The organism is Streptomyces sp. NPDC024017, from assembly GCF_040638895.1.
Taxonomy (GTDB): domain Bacteria; phylum Actinomycetota; class Actinomycetes; order Streptomycetales; family Streptomycetaceae; genus Streptomyces.
On sequence record NZ_JBEZYZ010000008.1, the window covers coordinates 222,236 to 239,348 of the forward strand.

At 72.7% G+C, this 17,113-nt stretch carries 17 protein-coding genes; 8 read left to right on the forward strand and 9 right to left on the reverse strand.

Going from position 1 to position 17,113, the window contains the following annotated elements; translation table 11 throughout:
- Positions 1-42: 42 nt before the first annotated feature.
- Positions 43-1,479, forward strand: coding sequence for an amino acid permease (locus AB0G20_RS23030; protein ID WP_361305388.1), 1,437 nt, complete (start codon positions 43-45; stop codon positions 1,477-1,479).
- Here the strand turns inward: AB0G20_RS23030 and AB0G20_RS23035 are convergent.
- Positions 1,436-1,891: an ATP-binding protein gene (locus AB0G20_RS23035; protein WP_361305390.1), complete on the reverse strand. Its 456-nt coding sequence runs from the start codon at positions 1,889-1,891 to the stop codon at positions 1,436-1,438. The two genes, AB0G20_RS23030 and AB0G20_RS23035, sit on opposite strands and share 44 nt — an antisense overlap.
- 320 nt (positions 1,892-2,211) lie before the next feature.
- Here AB0G20_RS23035 and AB0G20_RS23040 point away from each other — a divergent pair, with 320 nt between their 5' ends.
- The 4 genes from AB0G20_RS23040 to AB0G20_RS23055 all read left to right on the forward strand — a co-directional run bounded on the left by AB0G20_RS23040 (position 2,212) and on the right by AB0G20_RS23055 (position 7,713).
- Positions 2,212-3,039, forward strand: coding sequence for an enoyl-CoA hydratase family protein (locus AB0G20_RS23040; RefSeq protein WP_361305392.1), 828 nt, complete (start codon positions 2,212-2,214; stop codon positions 3,037-3,039).
- Complete coding sequence (locus AB0G20_RS23045; protein ID WP_361305394.1) at positions 3,024-5,426, forward strand: bifunctional salicylyl-CoA 5-hydroxylase/oxidoreductase; 2,403 nt, start codon at positions 3,024-3,026, stop codon at positions 5,424-5,426. Before AB0G20_RS23040 ends, AB0G20_RS23045 begins: the two co-directional genes overlap by 16 nt.
- Before the next feature lie 10 nt (positions 5,427-5,436).
- Positions 5,437-6,387: an RNA polymerase sigma factor SigJ gene (sigJ, locus tag AB0G20_RS23050; protein ID WP_361305396.1), complete on the forward strand. Its 951-nt coding sequence runs from the start codon at positions 5,437-5,439 to the stop codon at positions 6,385-6,387.
- Positions 6,388-6,501: 114 nt separating this feature from the next.
- Positions 6,502-7,713 (forward strand): FAD-dependent oxidoreductase, encoded by a 1,212-nt coding sequence (locus AB0G20_RS23055; RefSeq protein WP_361305398.1) that lies wholly within the window; start codon positions 6,502-6,504, stop codon positions 7,711-7,713.
- A 20-nt stretch (positions 7,714-7,733) separates the two neighbouring features.
- Here the strand turns inward: AB0G20_RS23055 and AB0G20_RS23060 are convergent, their stop codons facing one another.
- The 6 genes from AB0G20_RS23060 to AB0G20_RS23085 form a co-directional block, all read right to left on the reverse strand.
- Entirely contained in the window at positions 7,734-8,816 is a 1,083-nt protein-coding gene (locus tag AB0G20_RS23060; protein ID WP_361305400.1) for an ABC transporter ATP-binding protein, read from the reverse strand.
- Positions 8,813-9,661 carry an ABC transporter permease gene (locus AB0G20_RS23065; RefSeq protein ID WP_361305402.1) on the reverse strand — a complete coding sequence of 283 codons (849 nt, stop codon included), beginning with the start codon at positions 9,659-9,661 and terminating at the stop codon, positions 8,813-8,815. Before AB0G20_RS23065 ends, AB0G20_RS23060 begins: the two co-directional genes overlap by 4 nt.
- Positions 9,658-10,476: a molybdate ABC transporter substrate-binding protein gene (modA, locus tag AB0G20_RS23070; RefSeq protein WP_361305404.1), complete on the reverse strand. Its 819-nt coding sequence runs from the start codon at positions 10,474-10,476 to the stop codon at positions 9,658-9,660. Before modA ends, AB0G20_RS23065 begins: the two co-directional genes overlap by 4 nt.
- Before the next feature lie 154 nt (positions 10,477-10,630).
- Entirely contained in the window at positions 10,631-11,401 is a 771-nt protein-coding gene (locus AB0G20_RS23075) for a ribonuclease BN (RefSeq protein WP_361305838.1), read from the reverse strand.
- Between the two features lie 173 nt (positions 11,402-11,574).
- Positions 11,575-12,387, reverse strand: a complete 813-nt coding sequence (locus tag AB0G20_RS23080) for a PaaX family transcriptional regulator C-terminal domain-containing protein (protein ID WP_361305406.1) — start codon at positions 12,385-12,387, stop codon at positions 11,575-11,577.
- A gap of 15 nt (positions 12,388-12,402) precedes the next feature.
- Positions 12,403-14,013, reverse strand: coding sequence for an AMP-binding protein (locus tag AB0G20_RS23085; RefSeq protein WP_361305408.1), 1,611 nt, complete (start codon positions 14,011-14,013; stop codon positions 12,403-12,405).
- A 127-nt stretch (positions 14,014-14,140) separates the two neighbouring features.
- Here AB0G20_RS23085 and AB0G20_RS23090 point away from each other — a divergent pair, with 127 nt between their 5' ends.
- Together AB0G20_RS23090 and AB0G20_RS23095 are read left to right on the forward strand one after the other, a co-directional pair.
- Positions 14,141-15,322: an acyl-CoA dehydrogenase family protein gene (locus AB0G20_RS23090; RefSeq protein ID WP_361305410.1), complete on the forward strand. Its 1,182-nt coding sequence runs from the start codon at positions 14,141-14,143 to the stop codon at positions 15,320-15,322.
- Positions 15,319-15,717 (forward strand): RidA family protein, encoded by a 399-nt coding sequence (locus tag AB0G20_RS23095; RefSeq protein ID WP_361305412.1) that lies wholly within the window; start codon positions 15,319-15,321, stop codon positions 15,715-15,717. Before AB0G20_RS23090 ends, AB0G20_RS23095 begins: the two co-directional genes overlap by 4 nt.
- A 36-nt stretch (positions 15,718-15,753) precedes the next feature.
- Here the strand turns inward: AB0G20_RS23095 and AB0G20_RS23100 are convergent, their stop codons facing one another.
- Positions 15,754-15,948: a DUF5999 family protein gene (locus AB0G20_RS23100; RefSeq protein ID WP_361305414.1), complete on the reverse strand. Its 195-nt coding sequence runs from the start codon at positions 15,946-15,948 to the stop codon at positions 15,754-15,756.
- A 246-nt stretch (positions 15,949-16,194) separates the two neighbouring features.
- Between AB0G20_RS23100 and AB0G20_RS23105 the strand changes: the two genes are divergently transcribed.
- A complete protein-coding gene (locus AB0G20_RS23105; RefSeq protein ID WP_361305416.1) occupies positions 16,195-16,635 on the forward strand; it encodes a DUF6299 family protein in 441 nt (146 codons plus the stop codon).
- A gap of 107 nt (positions 16,636-16,742) precedes the next feature.
- Here AB0G20_RS23105 and AB0G20_RS23110 read toward each other — a convergent pair whose 3' ends face one another.
- Positions 16,743-17,054 (reverse strand): metalloregulator ArsR/SmtB family transcription factor, encoded by a 312-nt coding sequence (locus AB0G20_RS23110; RefSeq protein WP_361305418.1) that lies wholly within the window; start codon positions 17,052-17,054, stop codon positions 16,743-16,745.
- Between the last annotated feature and the right edge of the window lie 59 nt (positions 17,055-17,113).

Consider the following 17,113-nt stretch of genomic DNA (forward strand, 5'->3'; position numbering starts at 1 on the left):
CCCGTCGCACTCCCGCACCACCCAGAAACGAGCACCACCCGCATGCCCGCTCCCCGTATCAAGCCCCCTGCCCTCCTCGTGGCGGAATCGGGCGCCGACCGTGAAGGCCATGGCCTCAAGCGCACCATGGGCCTCTTCCAACTGGTCTGCTTCGGCGTCGGCGCGATCGTCGGCACCGGCATCTTCGTCGGCCTGTCCGACTCGGTCGCCCAGGCCGGCCCGGCCGTCGTCGTCTCCTTCCTCCTCGCCGCGCTCACCTGCGTCTTCACCGCGTTCGCCTTCGCCGAGCTGGGTGGCGCGATCCCGGTCTCCGGTTCCTCGTACTCCTTCGCCTACGCCGGTCTCGGCGAGGGCACGGCCTTCCTCGTCGGCTGGTGCCTGCTGCTGGAGTACGGCGTGTCGGTGTCCGCGGTGGCGGTCGGCTGGAGCCAGTACGTCAACGAGCTCCTCGAGAGCGTCGTCGGACTGCACCTGCCCACGGCCCTGTCGGCCGGTCCGGGCGAGGGCGGAGTGGTGAACCTCCCGGCCGTGATCGTCATCGCCCTGGCCGCCGTCCTCCTGGTGCGCGGGGTGCGCGAGAGCGCCCGGGCCACGGCCGCGATGGCCGTGCTGAAGCTCGCCGTCCTGGTGGCCTTCATCGCGATCGGCTTCACCGCCTTCGAGGACGGCAACCTCACCCCGTTCTCGCCGACGGGCCTCGCCGGCATCGGCGCGGGCACGACCGCCGCCTTCTTCTCGTACATCGGCTTCGACGCGATCACCACCGCCGGTGAAGAGGCGAAGAACCCGCGCCGGGACATCCCGGTGGCGATCCTCGTCTGCATCGGCCTGGTCACGCTGCTCTACAGCGCGGTCGCGCTCGCCGCGATCGGTGCCATCGGCGGCGACGCGGTCGGCGGCCGTCCGGCGGCTCTCTCCTACGTCGTCAACCAGGTCACCGGCTCCACCGTCGGCGGCGGGGTGATCGCCTTCGGCGCGGTCGTCGCCATCGCCTCGGTCGTGCTCGCCGTGATGTACGGCCAGACCCGGATCCTGATGTCCATGTCCCGTGACGGACTGATCCCGCGCGTCTTCGAGAAGGTGTCGCCGAAGACCTCCACCCCGGTCGCCGGCACGCTGATCGTGGCGGGCGTCTTCGCGCTCCCCGCGGCCTTCGCCCCGCTGGACGCGGTGGTCAACCTTTGCACCATCGGCACCCTCGCCATCATGGCCGTCGTCAACATCGCGGTCATCGCCCTGCGCCGCCGCGAGCCCGGCCTCGCCCGCAGCTTCCGGGTGCCGCTGTACCCCGTCACCCCGCTGCTCGGCGTCGGCTTCTGCCTGTACCTGATGTACGAGACGGGCGCGACGACCTGGATCCAGTTCGCTGGGTTCCTCGCGGTCGGGGTCGCCCTGTACCTGCTCTACGGGCGCCGGAACTCCCGGCTCGCCGCGGTCACGCCGACGGACGCCGCTGAGCCGGTACCACAGGCAGTCTGAACCAGACGGCCTTGCCGGACTCGGTCGGGCGGTGCCCGCAGGAGGAACTCAGGGCGCGGATCAGCAGCAGTCCGCGCCCGTGCTCCTGCCAGGGGTCGGGCGGCCCGCCGAGCGGGCAGGTGAGATCGCCGGGCGGGGCCGGGTCGGCGTCGTGCACCTCGACCTGGCAGCCCGACGGCATCAGCTCCACGACCAGCACTATCGGCGTCTCGCCCCTGGTGTGCTCCACGGCGTTGGCCACCAGCTCCGCCGTCAGCAGCTCCGCGGTGTCGCAGTCCGCTCCCTGCTCCAGCTCGGCCAGCGCCGTACGGACCAGGGCACGGGCCACGGGCACCGCCGCTGCGGTGTGCGGCAGCGCGATGCGCCAGGAGGCGGGGGCTGAGGGGAGTTCGTACAAGGCGGGTCCGTTCATGGAGCAGGACATCCTGCTTTCAACCTGATGAATGGTACGGCGCCGCTCTTCGGAGACGTCCGAGGGGCACCGTCGGAGGCGCCCTTGCCTCCTTGCCGGACGGCTTACCCAGGTGAACGCGCCGCCTCGCACAGCTGCTCCCGCCGTTACGCCGGTGTGGACGATCTGTGACGGATGTAACCGGCCCAGGTCACGCCGGGCCCACACCGAAGTCCTACCCGGACGGCCTATCGCGCACTCATGACGACAGTCACGGATGAGTGATAGCTTCGGGGGGTAGAGCTCAGTGAGGCAGTGCCCGCCCGAGGAGGCCGCACGTCATGAGTCCCTTCACCGGCTCCGCCGCCCGCACCCCCGGCTGGGAGCATCTGCGCGTCGACGTCGCCGACGGCGTCGCCACCGTCACCCTGGCCCGCCCCGAGAAGCTCAACGCGCTCACCTTCGGTGCCTACGCCGACCTGCGCGACCTGCTCGCGGAGCTGTCCCGGGAGCGGTCCGTACGGGCCCTGGTGCTGGCCGGCGAGGGCCGCGGCTTCTGCTCCGGCGGCGACGTCGACGAGATCATCGGCGCGACCCTCGGCATGGACACCGCCCAGCTTCTGGACTTCAACCGGATGACCGGCCAGGTGGTCCGCGCGATCCGGGAGTGCCCGTTCCCGGTGATCGCGTCGCTGCACGGCGTGGCGGCCGGCGCCGGAGCGGTCCTGGCCCTGGCCGCGGACTTCCGCATCGCCGACCCCACCGCCCGCTTCGCCTTCCTCTTCACCCGCGTCGGCCTCTCCGGCGGCGACATGGGCGCGGCCTACCTGCTGCCCCGGGTCGTCGGCCTGGGCCACGCGACCCGCCTGCTGATGCTGGGCGACCCGGTCCGGGCCCTCGAGGCGGAGCGCATCGGCCTGATCAGCGAACTGACGGAGGAGGGCCGGGCGGACGAGACGTCACAACAACTGGCCCACCGCCTGGCCCAGGGCCCGGCGCTGGCGTACGCCCAGACCAAGGCCCTCCTCACGTCGGAGCTGGACATGCCCTTGGCGGCATCGATCGAGCTGGACGCCTCCACCCAGGCCCTCCTGATGACGGGTGAGGACTACGCGGAATTCCACGCGGCGTTCACAGAGAAGCGCCCTCCCAAATGGAGCGGACGGTGAGTACGGTGCCCTCAGGGGCGCGGGGCTGTGCTGAACATGCGGCTACCGCCGCGTGGGCGCGATCAGCCACACATTGCCCGCACCCGCACACCGGCAAGAACCACCCCCTACGCGTCGGGATCATCGGCGGCGGCCCCGGCGGCCTCTACGCCGCCGCCCTCCTCAAACGCCTGGACCCCGGACGTGAGGTCACCGTCTGGGAACGCAACCCCCCGGACAGCACCTTCGGCTTCGGCGTGGTCCTCTCCGACGAAACCCTCGGCGGCATCGAACACGCCGACCCCCAGGTCTACGAGGCCCTCCAGCGGCACTTCACCCGCTGGGACGACATCGACATCGTCCACCGCGGGGAACGCCACACCTCCGGCGGCCACGGTTTCGCGGCCCTGGGCCGCAAGCGGCTGCTCGAGATCCTCCACACCCGCTGCCGCGAACTCGGCGTCGACCTCCGCTTCCGCACCGAGGCCCCCGAAGACCTCCCGCGCACCCACGACCTGGTCATCGCCGCGGACGGCGTCCACAGCACCACCCGCGAGACCTACGCCGACGTCTTCCGCCCCCGGGTGACGACCCACCGCTGCCGCTACATCTGGCTCGCCGCCGACTTCCCCTTCGACTCCTTCCGCTTCGAGATCGCCGAAACCGAACACGGCGTGATGCAGCTCCACGGCTACCCCTACGCCCCCGACGCCTCGACGGTGATCGTCGAAATGCGCGAAGAGGTCTGGCATGCGGCCGGTTTCGACGAGCTCGGTGAAGCGGAGTCGATCGAGCGCTGCGCCAAGATCTTCGCGGAAGCGCTCCGCGGCCGGCCCCTGCAGTCGAACAACTCCACGTGGACGACGTTCCGCACGGTCGTCAACGACCGCTGGTCGCACGGCAACGTCGTCCTGCTCGGGGACGCCGCCCACACCGCCCACTTCTCGATCGGCTCCGGCACCAAGCTCGCCGTCGAGGACGCGCTGGCCCTGGCCGCCTGCCTGGAGGAGTGCGACTCGCTGCCCGAGGCCCTGGCCGCCTACGAGGCGGAGCGGCGCCCCGTCGTCGCCTCCACGCAGCGCGCGGCCCGGGCCAGCCTGGAGTGGTTCGAGAACCTCGCGCTGTACCTGGACCAGCCGCCCCGTCAGTTCGCCTTCAATCTGCTCACCCGCAGCCGCCGCGTCACGCACGACAACCTGCGGCTGCGCGACGCCCGCTTCACGGAGACGGTGGAGCGCGAGTTCGGCTGCCCACCCGGCACGCCCCCGATGTTCACGCCGTTCCGGCTGCGCGGCCTGACCCTGCGCAACCGGGTCGTCGTCTCGCCCATGGACATGTACTCGGCCGCCGACGGCGTCCCCGGCGACTTCCACCTCGTCCACCTGGGCGCGCGGGCGCTGGGCGGGGCCGGGCTGGTGATGACCGAGATGGTGTGCGTCAGCGAGGAGGGCCGGATCACGCCCGGCTGCGCCGGCCTCTACACCGGTCGGCAGGCCGAGGCATGGAAGCGGATCACGAACTTCGTGCACGAGAGGGCCCCCGGCACCGCGATCGGCGTGCAACTCGGCCACAGCGGCCGCAAGGGCTCCACCAAACTGATGTGGGAGGGCATGGACGAGCCGCTGGAGGAGGGCAACTGGCCGCTCGTGGCCCCCTCGGCGCTCCCGTACAAGGGGTTCAGCCAGACCCCGCGCGAGCTGTCCCGGGCTCAACTGACCGATATACGAGAGCAGTTCGCGGCGTCCGCCGTCCGCGCCGGCCGGGCCGGCTTCGACCTGCTCGAACTGCACTGCGCGCACGGCTACCTGCTGTCCGGCTTCCTCTCCCCGCTGACCAACCGCCGCACCGACGCCTACGGCGGCTCCCTGGAGAAGCGGCTGCGTTTCCCTCTGGAGGTCTTCGACGCCGTACGGAACGTGTGGCCGGGGGAGCGGCCCATGACCGTCCGCATCTCCGCCACCGACTGGGCCGAGGGCGGGACGACCGCCGAGGACGCCGTCGAGATCGCCCGGGCCTTCGCCGCGCACGGCGCCGACGCGATCGACGTGTCGACGGGCCAGGTCGTGGCGGACGAGCGGCCCGAGTTCGGGCGGTCGTACCAGACACCGTTCGCGGACCGGATCCGCCACACCACCGGCATCCCGGTCATCGCGGTCGGTGCGATCTCCTCCTGGGACGACGTCAACTCCCTGATCCTGGCGGGCCGCACCGACCTCTGCGCCCTCGCCCGCCCCCACCTCTACGACCCCCACTGGACCCTGCACGCGGCGGCCGAGCAGGGCTACACGGGCCCGGGCGCGACCTGGCCGGCCCCCTACCGCGCGGGCAGCCGCCGCCCCCAGACGGGCCGCACCGACGCCCCGAAACCCCGGCTGAGTCTCGGAAGCGGTGACGCCCGGGGGCGTTAGGATCCGGGGCATGGTCATGACCATGGACGACGTGGACCGGTTCGAAGCCTTCAGGCCGCGCCTGGAGGCCGTCGCCTACCGGCTGCTCGGGTCGGCGAGCGAGGCCGAGGACGCCGTGCAGGAGACGTTCCTGCGCTGGCAGGGCGCCGACATCGACCGCATCGACGTCCCCGAGGCGTGGCTGACGAAGGTGCTCACCAACCTGTGCCTCAACCAGCTCACCTCGGCCCGTGCGCGGCGCGAGACCTACGTCGGCCAGTGGCTGCCCGAGCCGCTGCTCGCCGGGGACCGGATGCTCGGGCCCGCCGACACCGCCGAGCAGCGTGAATCGGTCTCGTACGCGGTGCTCGTCCTGCTGGAGCGCCTCTCGCCGAACGAGCGGGCGGTGTACGTGCTGCGGGAGGCCTTCGACTACCCGCACCGGGAGATCGCGGAGATCCTCGACATCACCGAGGCCTCCAGCCAGCAGATCTTCCACCGCGCGAAGAAGCACGTCGCGGACGGCAGGGCCCGCACGCGCACCGAGATCGACGAGGCCGCCGCGCGGCGGATCATCGACGAGTTCCTCGCGGCCGCCGCCAGCGGCCGGACCGAGCCGCTCGTGCAACTGCTCACCGGCGACGCCGTCGCGGTCGGCGACGGTGGCGGGAAGGTCCCGGCCCGGGCCAGGGCGTTCGAGGGCGCCCTCGCGGTCGCGAAGTTCATGCGGGGCCTGTTCAAGCCCAGCGCCGCCAAGCGCGCCCTGGTCGGCGGCTCGCCCGACGTCTACGCCTGGACCGCCAACGGCGACCCCGCCCTCGTTGTGGTTGTCGACGGCCGGGTCATCGGCGTCATGTGCCTGGAAGTCGCCGACGACGGCATCGCCGCGTTCCGCAACCAGGTCAACCCCGACAAGCTCGAACGCGCGACCCGGCTGTGGGCCGCCGGCGACCACGGAGACCCCCTGCTCACGGTCTTCTGACCCGACCTACGGCAGTGTGACGTGCTTCACATGGCGTTCCTGTCAGGAAACGGCGGGCCCCCCGGTTCAAGGGGTGAATCCGCAACAGACAGCCGTCATGACAGGAGCTACGCCATGCAGCACCGCATCGTCGTCCTCGGAGCCGGCTACACCGGAGCCACCGCCGCCGGGCGCATCGCCAAGCGACTGCACCGCGAAGACGTCGCCATCACCCTCGTCAACGCCGAGTCCGACTTCGTCGAGCGCGTCCGGATGCACCAGCTCGCAGCCGGCCAGGACCTCGCGCCCCGGCCGTTCGGCGAGATGTTCCGGGGCACCGGCGTTTCCCTGAAGCAGGGGAAGGTCACCGCCGTCGACGTCGACCGCAGGACCGTCACCGTCGCCGCCCTCGACGCGACCGGGGAGGCGATGGACGAGGAGCTGGAGTACGACACCCTCGTGTACGCCCTCGGCAGCGGCTGGAACGACCAGGGGGTGCCCGGTACCGCCGAGCACGCCCACGAGATCGCGAGCCGCCCCGGAGCGCTCCGGCTGCGCGAGCGCCTGGCCGGCCTGGCCGCCGGAGAATCCGTGGTCGTGGTCGGGGGTGGTCTCACCGGCATCGAGGCGGCGACCGAGATCGCCGAGGCCCGCCCGGACCTCGCCGTCGCCCTCGCCGCCCGCGGCGGCCTCGGCGACTGGCTCTCGGAGAAGGGCGCCGGGCACCTGCGCACGGTCGTCGACCGGCTCGGCATCACCGTCCACGAGCACGCCGCCGTCACCGCCGTCGAGGCCGGCCACATCACCACCGGCGACGGGACGGACATCCCGGCGGCGGTCACCGTCTGGACCACGGGCTTCGCCGTCCACCCGATCGCGCAGGCCACCACCCTGGAGGTCACCGACACCGGCCAGATCGTGGTCGACCGGACCATGCGCTCGGTGTCGCACCCGGACGTGTACGCCATCGGCGACGCGGCCCTGGCGATGGGCCCCGGGGACAAGCCGCTGCGGATGTCGTGCGCCTCGGGCGTCCCCGGCGCCTGGCAGGCCGCCGACGCCATCGCGGCCCGGCTGACCGGAGGCAAGGTCCCGACCGTGTCCGTGCGCTACTTCAACCAGTGCATCTCGCTGGGCCGCAAGGACGGTCTGATCCAGTACGTCACCGCGGACGACCGTGCCGTGTCGTCGGCCCTGACCGGCCGGCTCGCCGCGCTCTACAAGGAGATCATCTGCAAGGGCGCGGCCTGGGGCGTCGCCCACCCGCTGCTCGTGCCGGCCCGGCGCCGCCGCGTCGTGCGGGAGACCGTCGTCCCGGAGAGCTCTCCGGTCGGGACAGCGGCCTGAGCTCCGGGATGCCGACCGCCTCAGACCGGGTAGGCGTGGGTCTGTGCCGCCTTCACCGTCGCCCAGACCTCCGCGCCCGGGTGGAGATCGAGTTCGGCCGCGGCGACCGTCGTGAGGTCGGCGGCGAGGGGGAGTTCACCGGTGAGGTCGGCCCGGATCTGGTCGCCGTGGGTCTCCAGACCGGCCACCTCGCAGCGCCACAGGTTGCGGGCGCTGGAGCCGGTGGGCCGGTCGCGGTGGAGGGTGACCGCACTGGGCGGGAACGCCACGAAGACCGGGCCGGACAGGACCTCCGTGGTGGTGAGGGGCGGGCCGTCGGCGAGACGGACGGTGTGGCCGTCGGCCTCGCCCCGGTAGAGGTTCAGGCCGACGAGTTGCGCGATGTAGTCCGTACGGGGATGGCGGGCGATGTCGGCCGGGGTGCCCTCCTGGACGACCCGGCCGTGTTCCACGACCACCAGACGGTCGGCCAGCACCATGGCGTCGAGCGGATCGTGGGTGACGAGCACGGCGACTGCCTCGAAGTCGGCGAGATGGCGCCGGAGTCGGGCGCGTACTTCCAGGCGGGTGCGGGCGTCCAGGGCCGCCAGCGGCTCGTCGAGGAGCAGCAGCCGGGGGCGGGTCGCCAGGGCCCGGGCGAGGGCGACGCGCTGGGCCTGGCCGCCGGAGAGCCTGCGCGGTTTGGCGCCGGTGTGCGCCGCGAGGCCGAGGCGGTCGAGCCACTCGGCGGCCTGCGCCCGGGCCTCCGCCTTGCTCGCGCCCTGGCACCGAGGGCCGAAGGCGACGTTGTCGAGGGCCGTGAGGTGGGGGAAGAGCAGATAGTCCTGGAAGACGACACCGACGGGGCGGGCCTCCGGCGGCGTGCGGTCCAGCTCCCTGCCGTCCAGCCGCAGATGGCCGCCGGAGAGCGGGGTCAGACCGGCGAGGGCGCGCAGCGCGGTGGTCTTGCCGGCGCCGTTCGGCCCGAGCAGGGCGACGACCTCGCCGGGGGCGACGCTCAGCGTCACGTCGAGACGGAAGCCGCCGCGGTCCACGACGAGGCGGGCGTCGAGCCCGTCCGTCGCGGTGCCGGCGTGCGCGTCCTGTTCGTGGGTCTGGGTCATCCGGCACGCATCCAACGGTCGCGCAACCCCGCCAGCACCGCGATCGACACCGCCAGCAGCACCAGGCTGAGGGCGATCGCGGCCTCCGGGTCGCTCTGCAGGGCCAGGTAGACGGCCAGGGGCATGGTCTGGGTGCGGCCGGGGAAGTTGCCGGCGAAGGTGATCGTCGCACCGAACTCGCCTAGCGCCCGGGCCCAGGCGAGGACCGCGCCCGCCGCGATGCCCGGCGCGATCAGCGGCAGCGTGACCCGGCGGAACGCGGTGAAGCGGGACGCGCCCAGGGTGGCGGCCGCCTCCTCGTAGCGCGGATCGGCGGCCCGCAGTGTGCCCTCGACGCTGATGACGAGGAACGGCATCGCCACGAACGCCTCCGCGATCACGACCCCCGCCGTGGTGAAGGGCAGGGTGATCCCGAACCAGGCGTCGAGCCACTGCCCGACGATGCCGTTGCGGCCGAGCGCCATCAGCAGCGCCACACCGCCGACGACCGGCGGCAGGACGAGGGGGAGGGTGACGAGGGCGCGTACGAGGCCGCGGCCGGGGAAGTCGACGCGGGCCAGCAGCCAGGCCAGCGGCACGCCGATGACCAGGCTGACGGCGGTGGCCGCCGTGGCGCTGAGCAGGGACAGCTGGAGGGCCTGCCACACCTCCGCGCTGGTCAGTTGCTCGGGCAGGCTGCGCCACGGGGTCCGCACGAGCAGGGCGATCAGCGGCACGATCAGGAAGGCCAGGCCGATCAGCGCGGGGAGCAGCAGGGGAAGCGGGACGCCGGTCCGGACGCGCCGCCGCGGACCGCCCCGGAGGGTGCCGGCCGGGGCGGGCGACTTGTCGGTCGGGGAGGTCACGGCTTGAGGAACCCGGCCCCGCTCAGGACCTTCTGGCCCTCGGCGGACCGCACCAGCGCGATGAACGCCTTGGCGGCCTCGGCGTTCCTCGCGTCCTTGAGCAGGGCGATCGGGTAGTCGTTGACGGCGTCGGCGGACTCGGGGAACTCCACGCCCTGCACCTTGTCACCCGCCGCGCGCACGTCCGTCTTGTAGACGACGGCGGCGTCGGCCTCCTTCAGCCGGACCTTGGTCAGCGCGGCCTTGACGTCCTGCTCGTACGACACCGGCGTGAGCTTGAGCCGGGCCGCGTCGAGGGCCTGCTGCGCGGCGGCGCCGCACGGCACCTCCGTGTCGCAGAGCACCACCTTCAGGTCCGGCCCGGTGAGGTCTTTGAGGGAGGAGACCCGGTGCGGGTTGCCCGGCAGGGTGGCGATCTCCAGTTCGTTGCGGACGAAGGTCGCGGGCGTGCCCGAGGCGTCGCCGGCGTCCGTGACGATCTTCATCGTCTTGGGGCTGGCCGAGGCGAAGACGTCCGCCGGGGCGCCGCCGGTGATGCTCGCGGCGAGGGAGTCGCTGCCGCCGAAGCTGAAGGTGACCTTCGTGCCGGGGTGCTCCTTCTCGAACCGCTTGCCCAGCGTCGTGAAGCTCTCCTTCAGCGACGCCGCGGCGAACACGGTCACCTCGCCGGAGAGCTTGCCCGGCCCGGAGGAGTCCGGCTTCGCCGAGGACTCCGAGCCGGACGCCGAGCAGGCGCTCAGCGCCAGCAGGGCGGCGGCTCCCACCGCGGCCACACGGAGCGGGCGGCGGGTCCGGCGCACGGTAGGGGTCGTCACGGGTCTGCTCCCTCTGCTGGACGTGTGCCGATGATAATGCCGCAGATGCCAGGGAAAAACTCCCTGTGGGTTCGCATGAGCCGGGACCTGGATCCTTTGGGTTGGCATGTGCGTTCGTACGGACGGGGAGGTTCCGACCTGGCCGAGGGTCCGGTCACTCTGCGCGATACCGGCCGCCGTGGTCTTCCATGACCCAGCGGCCGAGGAGCGCCCCGCCGTAGACGACGTAGCCCACGCCGATGAGCCAGGACTCCACGACGAGGACGACGCCGACCGCTCCGTAGTTGATCGCGTTGGTGACGATGAGCGGGGTGAAGACGAAGTAGGAGAACGTGCGCAGGCCGACCAGGCCCGCCATGGTGGCCAGCGCCCCGGGGAGCAGATCGGTCCAGCGGACCTGCCCGCCCAGCAGGAAGCGCTGCCCCCACCAGAAGAAGACCACGCCGGACGCCGAGCTCAGCGCGATCCGTTCCGGCCCCGAGACGAGGCTGCGCGTCTGCACCTCCTGGTACAGGTAGGCGGTCATCGCGATCATCCACACGGCCTGCCGCCAGACGCGATGCCATGGGCCCGAGGGCAGGCCCCAGATCCGTTCGTAGCCGTTCTGCACGCTTCCGCCGAACGCGACGCCGAAGACGGCCAGCGCGACGCCGCCGAGCACGCTCGTGGTGCCGATGACCTTGCGCGGGGGGCTGATGATGTCCGTGAGCACCCGCTCGGACCGCCCGGACAGCCCCATGCCGTCGGCCAGCCACAAGGCGAAGCCGCCCCGCCCCAGCGGGTCGGCGGCGGCGACCACGATCAGCAGCGGCGCCAGCGTCACCAGCGCGAGCGTGGCGAACCCGGTGGCGCGGTGCAGCAACTCCACGTCGCGGCCCTGCCGGATGAGCGTGTGGGCGCCGGCCCGATGCCATCCGACGTGCATCGAGCGCCCGAGACGCTTCACGGGAGCCGGTCCGTGCGGGCGCCTGCCGTCCTCGGTGGTGTGGTGACGGTCATCCCTCGGTCCGCCTCCCGGTACGTTTCCGTCCACTCGCGGACATCGTTGACCGTTCCATAGCGGAGCAAACGCGGCAAACCGGGCGGCGCCTGTGGAGGTCAGAGCCCCACGAACCCCGCCCCCGCGTCCCGCAGCCGTTCGTGCAGCCCCCGGAACACCGCCGACGAGCGGACCCCCGGCCAGTCCGCGGGAAGCAGCTCGGACGGCAGGCCCGGGTCGGTGTAGGGGAGGTGGCGCCAGGAGTCCAGGGCGAGGAGGTAGTCCCGGTAGGCCTCCTCGGGCGGCGTGTCCTCGCGCTTCTCCCAGTCGTGCAGCACGCGCGCGTGGCGGTCGAGGAACGCCTCGTGCTCCTTGGCGATGGCGGCCAGGTCCCACCACCGGGCGACGGCCTCCGCGGTCGGGGCGAAGCCGAGGTGGTCACCGCGGAAGAAGTCGACGTAGCCGTCGAGCCGCAGCCGCTGGAGCGTGTGCCGGGTCTCCTCGTACAGCCGCGCGGGCGCGATCCACACGCCCGGAGCGGCCGTGCCGAAACCGAGCCCGGCCAGCCGGGAGCGCAGCACGTGCCGCTTCTGCCGCTCCGACTCCGGCACGGAGAACACCGCGAGGACCCAGCCCTCGTCCTCGGGCGGCGCCGAGGCGTAGATGCGGCGGTCGCCGTCGTCGAGCAACTGGCGGGCGTCCGGGGACAGTTCGTAGCCGGCCGCGCCCTGGGCGGTGCGGGCGGGCACGAGCAGTCCGCGTCTCTTGAGCCGCGACACCGAGGAGCGTACGGACGGAGCGTCCACGCCGGCCGCGGCCAGCAGCCGGATCAGTTCGGCTACCGGCACGGGGCCCGGCACGAAGCGGCCGTACGCGCCGTAGAGCGTGACGATGAGAGACCGTGGTGCATGCTGGTCGGACACGTTGATCATCTTAGGTCGTACGGATCACTCCTGGTCGCCTACCGGTACCCCTGGGGCGCGCAGTCTGAACCGCTGGAGCTTGCCGGTGGCCGTGCGCGGCAGCGCGTCCAGGAAGACGATCTCGCGCGGGCACTTGTACGGTGCCAGCTCGCTCTTCACGAAGGCGCGCAGCGCCTCGGCGTCCCGTTCGGCGCCCTCCTTGAGGACGGCGAAGGCCAGCACGACCTGTCCGCGGGCCTCGTCGGGCCGGCCCACGACCGCCGCCTCCACCACGTCCGGATGCCGCAGCAGCGCGTCCTCCACCTCGGGGCCGGCGATGTTGTACCCGGCCGAGATGATCATGTCGTCGGCGCGGGCGACGTAGCGGAAGTAGCCGTCGGGATCGCGGACGTAGGTGTCGCCGGTGATGTTCCAGCCGTCGCGCACGTAGTCGCGCTGCCGCGGGTCGGCGAGGTACCGGCAGCCGACGGGTCCGCGCACGGCGAGCAGCCCCGGCTGCCCGTCGGGTACGGGTGCGCCGTCCGCGTCCTGCACGCGCGCGTGCCAGCCCGGCACGGGAACGCCCGTGGTCCCGGGCCGGATCCGGTCGTCGGCCGCGGAGATGAAGATGTGCAGCAGCTCGGTGGCGCCGATGCCGTTGATGACGCGCAGGCCGGTGCGCTCGTGCCAGGCCTGCCAGGTGGCGGCGGGCAGGTTCTCGCCGGCCGAGACGCAGCGGCGCAGGCAGGAGACGTCGTACGCGTCGAGCTCGTCGAGCATCGCGCGGTACGCCGTCGGGGCGGTGAACAGCACGGAGACCCGGTGCCGGGCGATGGCGGGCAGCAGCTGCCGGGGCCCCGCCTGTTCGAGCAGCAGCGCACGCGCGCCGGCCCGCAGCGGGAAGACCACCAGCCCGCCGAGACCGAAGGTGAAGCCCAGGGGAGGGCTGCCGGTGAACACGTCGTCCGCGTCGGGCTTCAGGACGTGCCGGGAGAAGGTGTCGGCGATCGCCAGGACGTCCCGGTGCAGATGCATACAGCCCTTGGGGCGGCCGGTGGTGCCGGAGGTGAAGGCGATCAGTGCCACGTCGTCGGCCGCCGTCGCGACGGCCTCGTACGGGGTGCCGGGCGCCGGGCGGTTGAGGAGGTCGTCCGGGGCGTCACCGCCGTAGGCCGTGATCCGCAGGCCGGGGATCTCGGCCTTGGCGAGGTCGTCGACGGCCCGGATGTCGCACAGGGCGTGCCGCACCCGCGCGATCTCGCACATCGTGCTCAGCTCGTGCGGGCGCTGCTGGGCGAGCACCGTGACCGCCACGGCCCCCGCCTTCAGCACCGCCAGCCAGCAGGCCGCGAGCCAGGGGGTGGTGGGGCCGCGCAGCAGCACCCGGTTGCCGGGGACGACGCCGAGTTCGCCGGTGAGCAGATGGGCGACGCGGTCCACGCGGGCGCGCAGATCGCCGTACGTCCACGGCTCGCCGGTGGCGGTGAGGAACGCCGGGCGGTCGTCGGGCGGGCCGTTCAGCAGTTCGGCGGCGCAGTTGAGCCGTTCGGGGTAGTGCAGCTCCGGCAGATCGAAGCGGAGCTCGGGCCATTGGTCCCGGGGTGGCAGATGGTCCCGGGCGAAGGTGTCGACGTGGGCCGTGCCCCGTGCGTTCATACGGTTCGCCCCCTTGGCGTGGTGGGCTCGCCCCTGGAGCGTATCGTGTTGGTGACGACAGTCAACGGTCCGCGATAGCCTCGGAGTGGCCCAGCCGGAACGCAGGGTGGCGGAGAAGGGACCGGCGATGACCGCATTCTCGCTCGAACCGGCACAACTCGCCTGGTGTGCCGAACTGCGCGCCCTGGCCGCGGAGCGGCTCCGACCGCTGGCCGACAAGGGCGAACCGGGGCAGGTGAACCGGGCCCTGGTCGCCGAACTCGGCAGCCTCGGACTGCTCGGACGCCTGTTCACCTCGGGTGCGCTCGACCTGTGCCTGATGCGTGAATCCCTCGCCTACGCCTGCACGGAGGCCGAGACGGCCCTGGCCCTCCAGGGCCTCGGCGCCCACCCGGTCCACGCGTACGGCACGCAGGCGCAACGCGCCCGCTGGCTCCCCCGGGTCACCGCCGGCACGGCGGTCGCCGCCTTCGCACTGAGCGAGCCGGGGGCGGGATCGGACGCGGCGGCGCTGGGGCTGCGGGCGGAGCCGGACGCCGCGCGGGACGGCCGGTCGTCGGCCGCCACGGCGCCTACCGCCGCCCCCGACGGCACCGCCCGCTGGCGTCTCACCGGCGAGAAGTGCTGGATTTCCAACGCTCCCGAGGCCGACTTCTACACCGTCTTCGCCCGGACCACCCCGGGTGCCGGGGCCCGTGGCGTCACGGCCTTCCTCGTCCCCGCCGACCGGCCGGGCCTGACCGGCCGCGGACTCGACATGCTCTCGCCGCACCCGATCGGCGCGCTCGACTTCGACGCCGTGCCCGTGACGGCCGACGACGTGCTGGGCGAGGTGGACCGCGGCTTCCGGGTCGCCATGGGGACGCTCAACCTGTTCCGGCCCAGCGTCGGCGCGTTCGCGGTCGGCATGGCGCAGGCGGCCCTCGACGCGACCCTGGCGCACACCGCCGGGCGGGACGCCTTCGGGGGCAAACTGAGCGACCTGCAGGCCGTCTCGCACCAGGTCGCCGAAATGGCCCTGCGCACGGAGGCGGCCCGGCTGATGGTCCACGCGGCGGCGTCGGCGTACGACGCGGACGCCCCGGACGTGCCCCGGCGCTCCGCCATGGCGAAACTGCTCGCCACCGAGACCGCGCAGTACGTCGTCGACACGGCCGTCCAGCTGCACGGCGCCCGGGCGCTGCAACGCGGCCACCTGCTCGAACACCTCTACCGTGAGGTGCGCGCCCCGCGCATCTACGAGGGGGCCAGCGAGGTGCAACGCGGCATCATCGCCAAGGAGCTGTACGCCTGTCAGGAGGCCCGGTGAGCACCGAGCGCGTGAACCCGCCCGAGCTGTCCCCGCCGGCCGGCTTCTCCCACGCCGTCGTGGCCTCTGGTTCGCGGGTGGTGTTCCTGGCGGGTCAGACCGCCCTCGACACCGACGGCAAGGTGGTCGGAAGCACCCTGCCCGAACAGTTCGAGAGGGCCCTCACCAACCTGCTGGGCGCCCTCACCGCGGCCGGCGGCACGCCGTCCGACCTGGCCCGTGTCACCGTCTACGCCACTGATGTCGCGGCGTACCGTGCGCACGCGCCCGAACTGGGCTGTCTGTGGCGTGAGTTGGCCGGACGTGACTACCCCGCCATGGCGGTCGTCGAGGTCGTCCGGCTGTGGGACGCGGAGGCGATGGTGGAACTGGACGGCTTCGCGGTCCTGCCGTAGAGCGGCCTTCGCGCCGCCCGTGGAGCGGCCCTCCGGTCAGGCCGCGACGGCCAGCCCTTCGGTCGTCCCCCGGCGCGGCTGCACCACGCGCCCGTCCGGGAGCAGTTCGCCGGTGTCGTCGAAGACGACCGTCCCGTCGCACAGCAGGCTCCAGCCCTGCTCGGGGCGGGCCGCCACGACGTGTGCGGCGGGGGAGTCGGTCGCGGGGCACAGGGGCTGGTGGGCACACATGGCGCACCTCCACGTCGGTAGGGCCATCCGAAGGCTTCGTCTGACTCGTACAGACAGACCATCCTCCCGTCCCGAACTCATCGGAACGGCCCGACGGGAAGCGTGACACGCCCAGGACATTCCCAGGACGGTTCCACGACGGCCGGCGCGGACTCGCCACCGAAGGGGTGAGGGTCACGGGCGCCGGCCCGGAGGGCCGGTAAGGAGTGGAAGACGGCATTCCACTCCTTTCGGGAGGTTTCCCCCATGCGTGTACGTCACCTTCTCGGCGCGGCGGCCGGTGCCGCGCTGCTCCTCCTCGCGGGGGCCGGCGCGGCACCCGCCGGCGCGTCCGCCCTCGCCCCGACCGGCTCCGTGACGGTCGACACGGTGGGCCGGATCGCCGCCGACGGCACCGTCACCCTGTCCGGCACCTACCGCTGCGCGAGCTCCAGCGGCCCGGTCTTCGTCAGCTCCTCGGTGAGCCAGGGCGTCTCCACGACCCGTCACGGCATCGGCGGCACCCGGGCCGTGTGCGACGGCGCGGAGCACCGCTGGGTGAACACGGGCCGGACCCTGCCCGGCGCACTCGTGGCCGGGGCGGCCCACGTCGAGGCCACACTGATGGAACTGCGCACCTTCAGCGGCCTGCCGCTGCCCACCTTCCACGCGGTCCAGGGGCAGGACATCACGCTGACCCAGGCCTGAGCGCGACGGGCGAACGGACCGGCGGACGGCCCGGCTTCGGGGGCCTCGCCGGTCCGTTCACCGTGCCCGTGGCCTGTTTCTTCCGCGCCGTGGTGGTGCGCGGCGCGCTACTCCTGTACGTGCCGGATGGCGTCGAGCACGATGTGCGCCACATGGTCGTCGGTGAGGGTGTACCGCGTCTCGCGGGCCTGCCGCCGGGCGGTGACGATCCGGGAGGTGCGCAGCACCCTCAGGTGCTGGGAGACCAGCGGCTGGCTCACGCCCAGGGCGGCCACCAGTTCATGGACGTACTTCCCGCCGCCGGACAGTTCCCGCACGATGCCCAGCCGAACGGGCGAGGCCAGGGCGCGCAGCAGCTCGCCGGCCGCCTGCAGCGTCGGGTCCGGCTCGTCCGTCGGGGGAGAGGGCGTCGTTGTCATATGCGCACATTAGCATATGACAACGATTCCCAGTTGCTCTCCGTCTCGCCGGAGGCGAC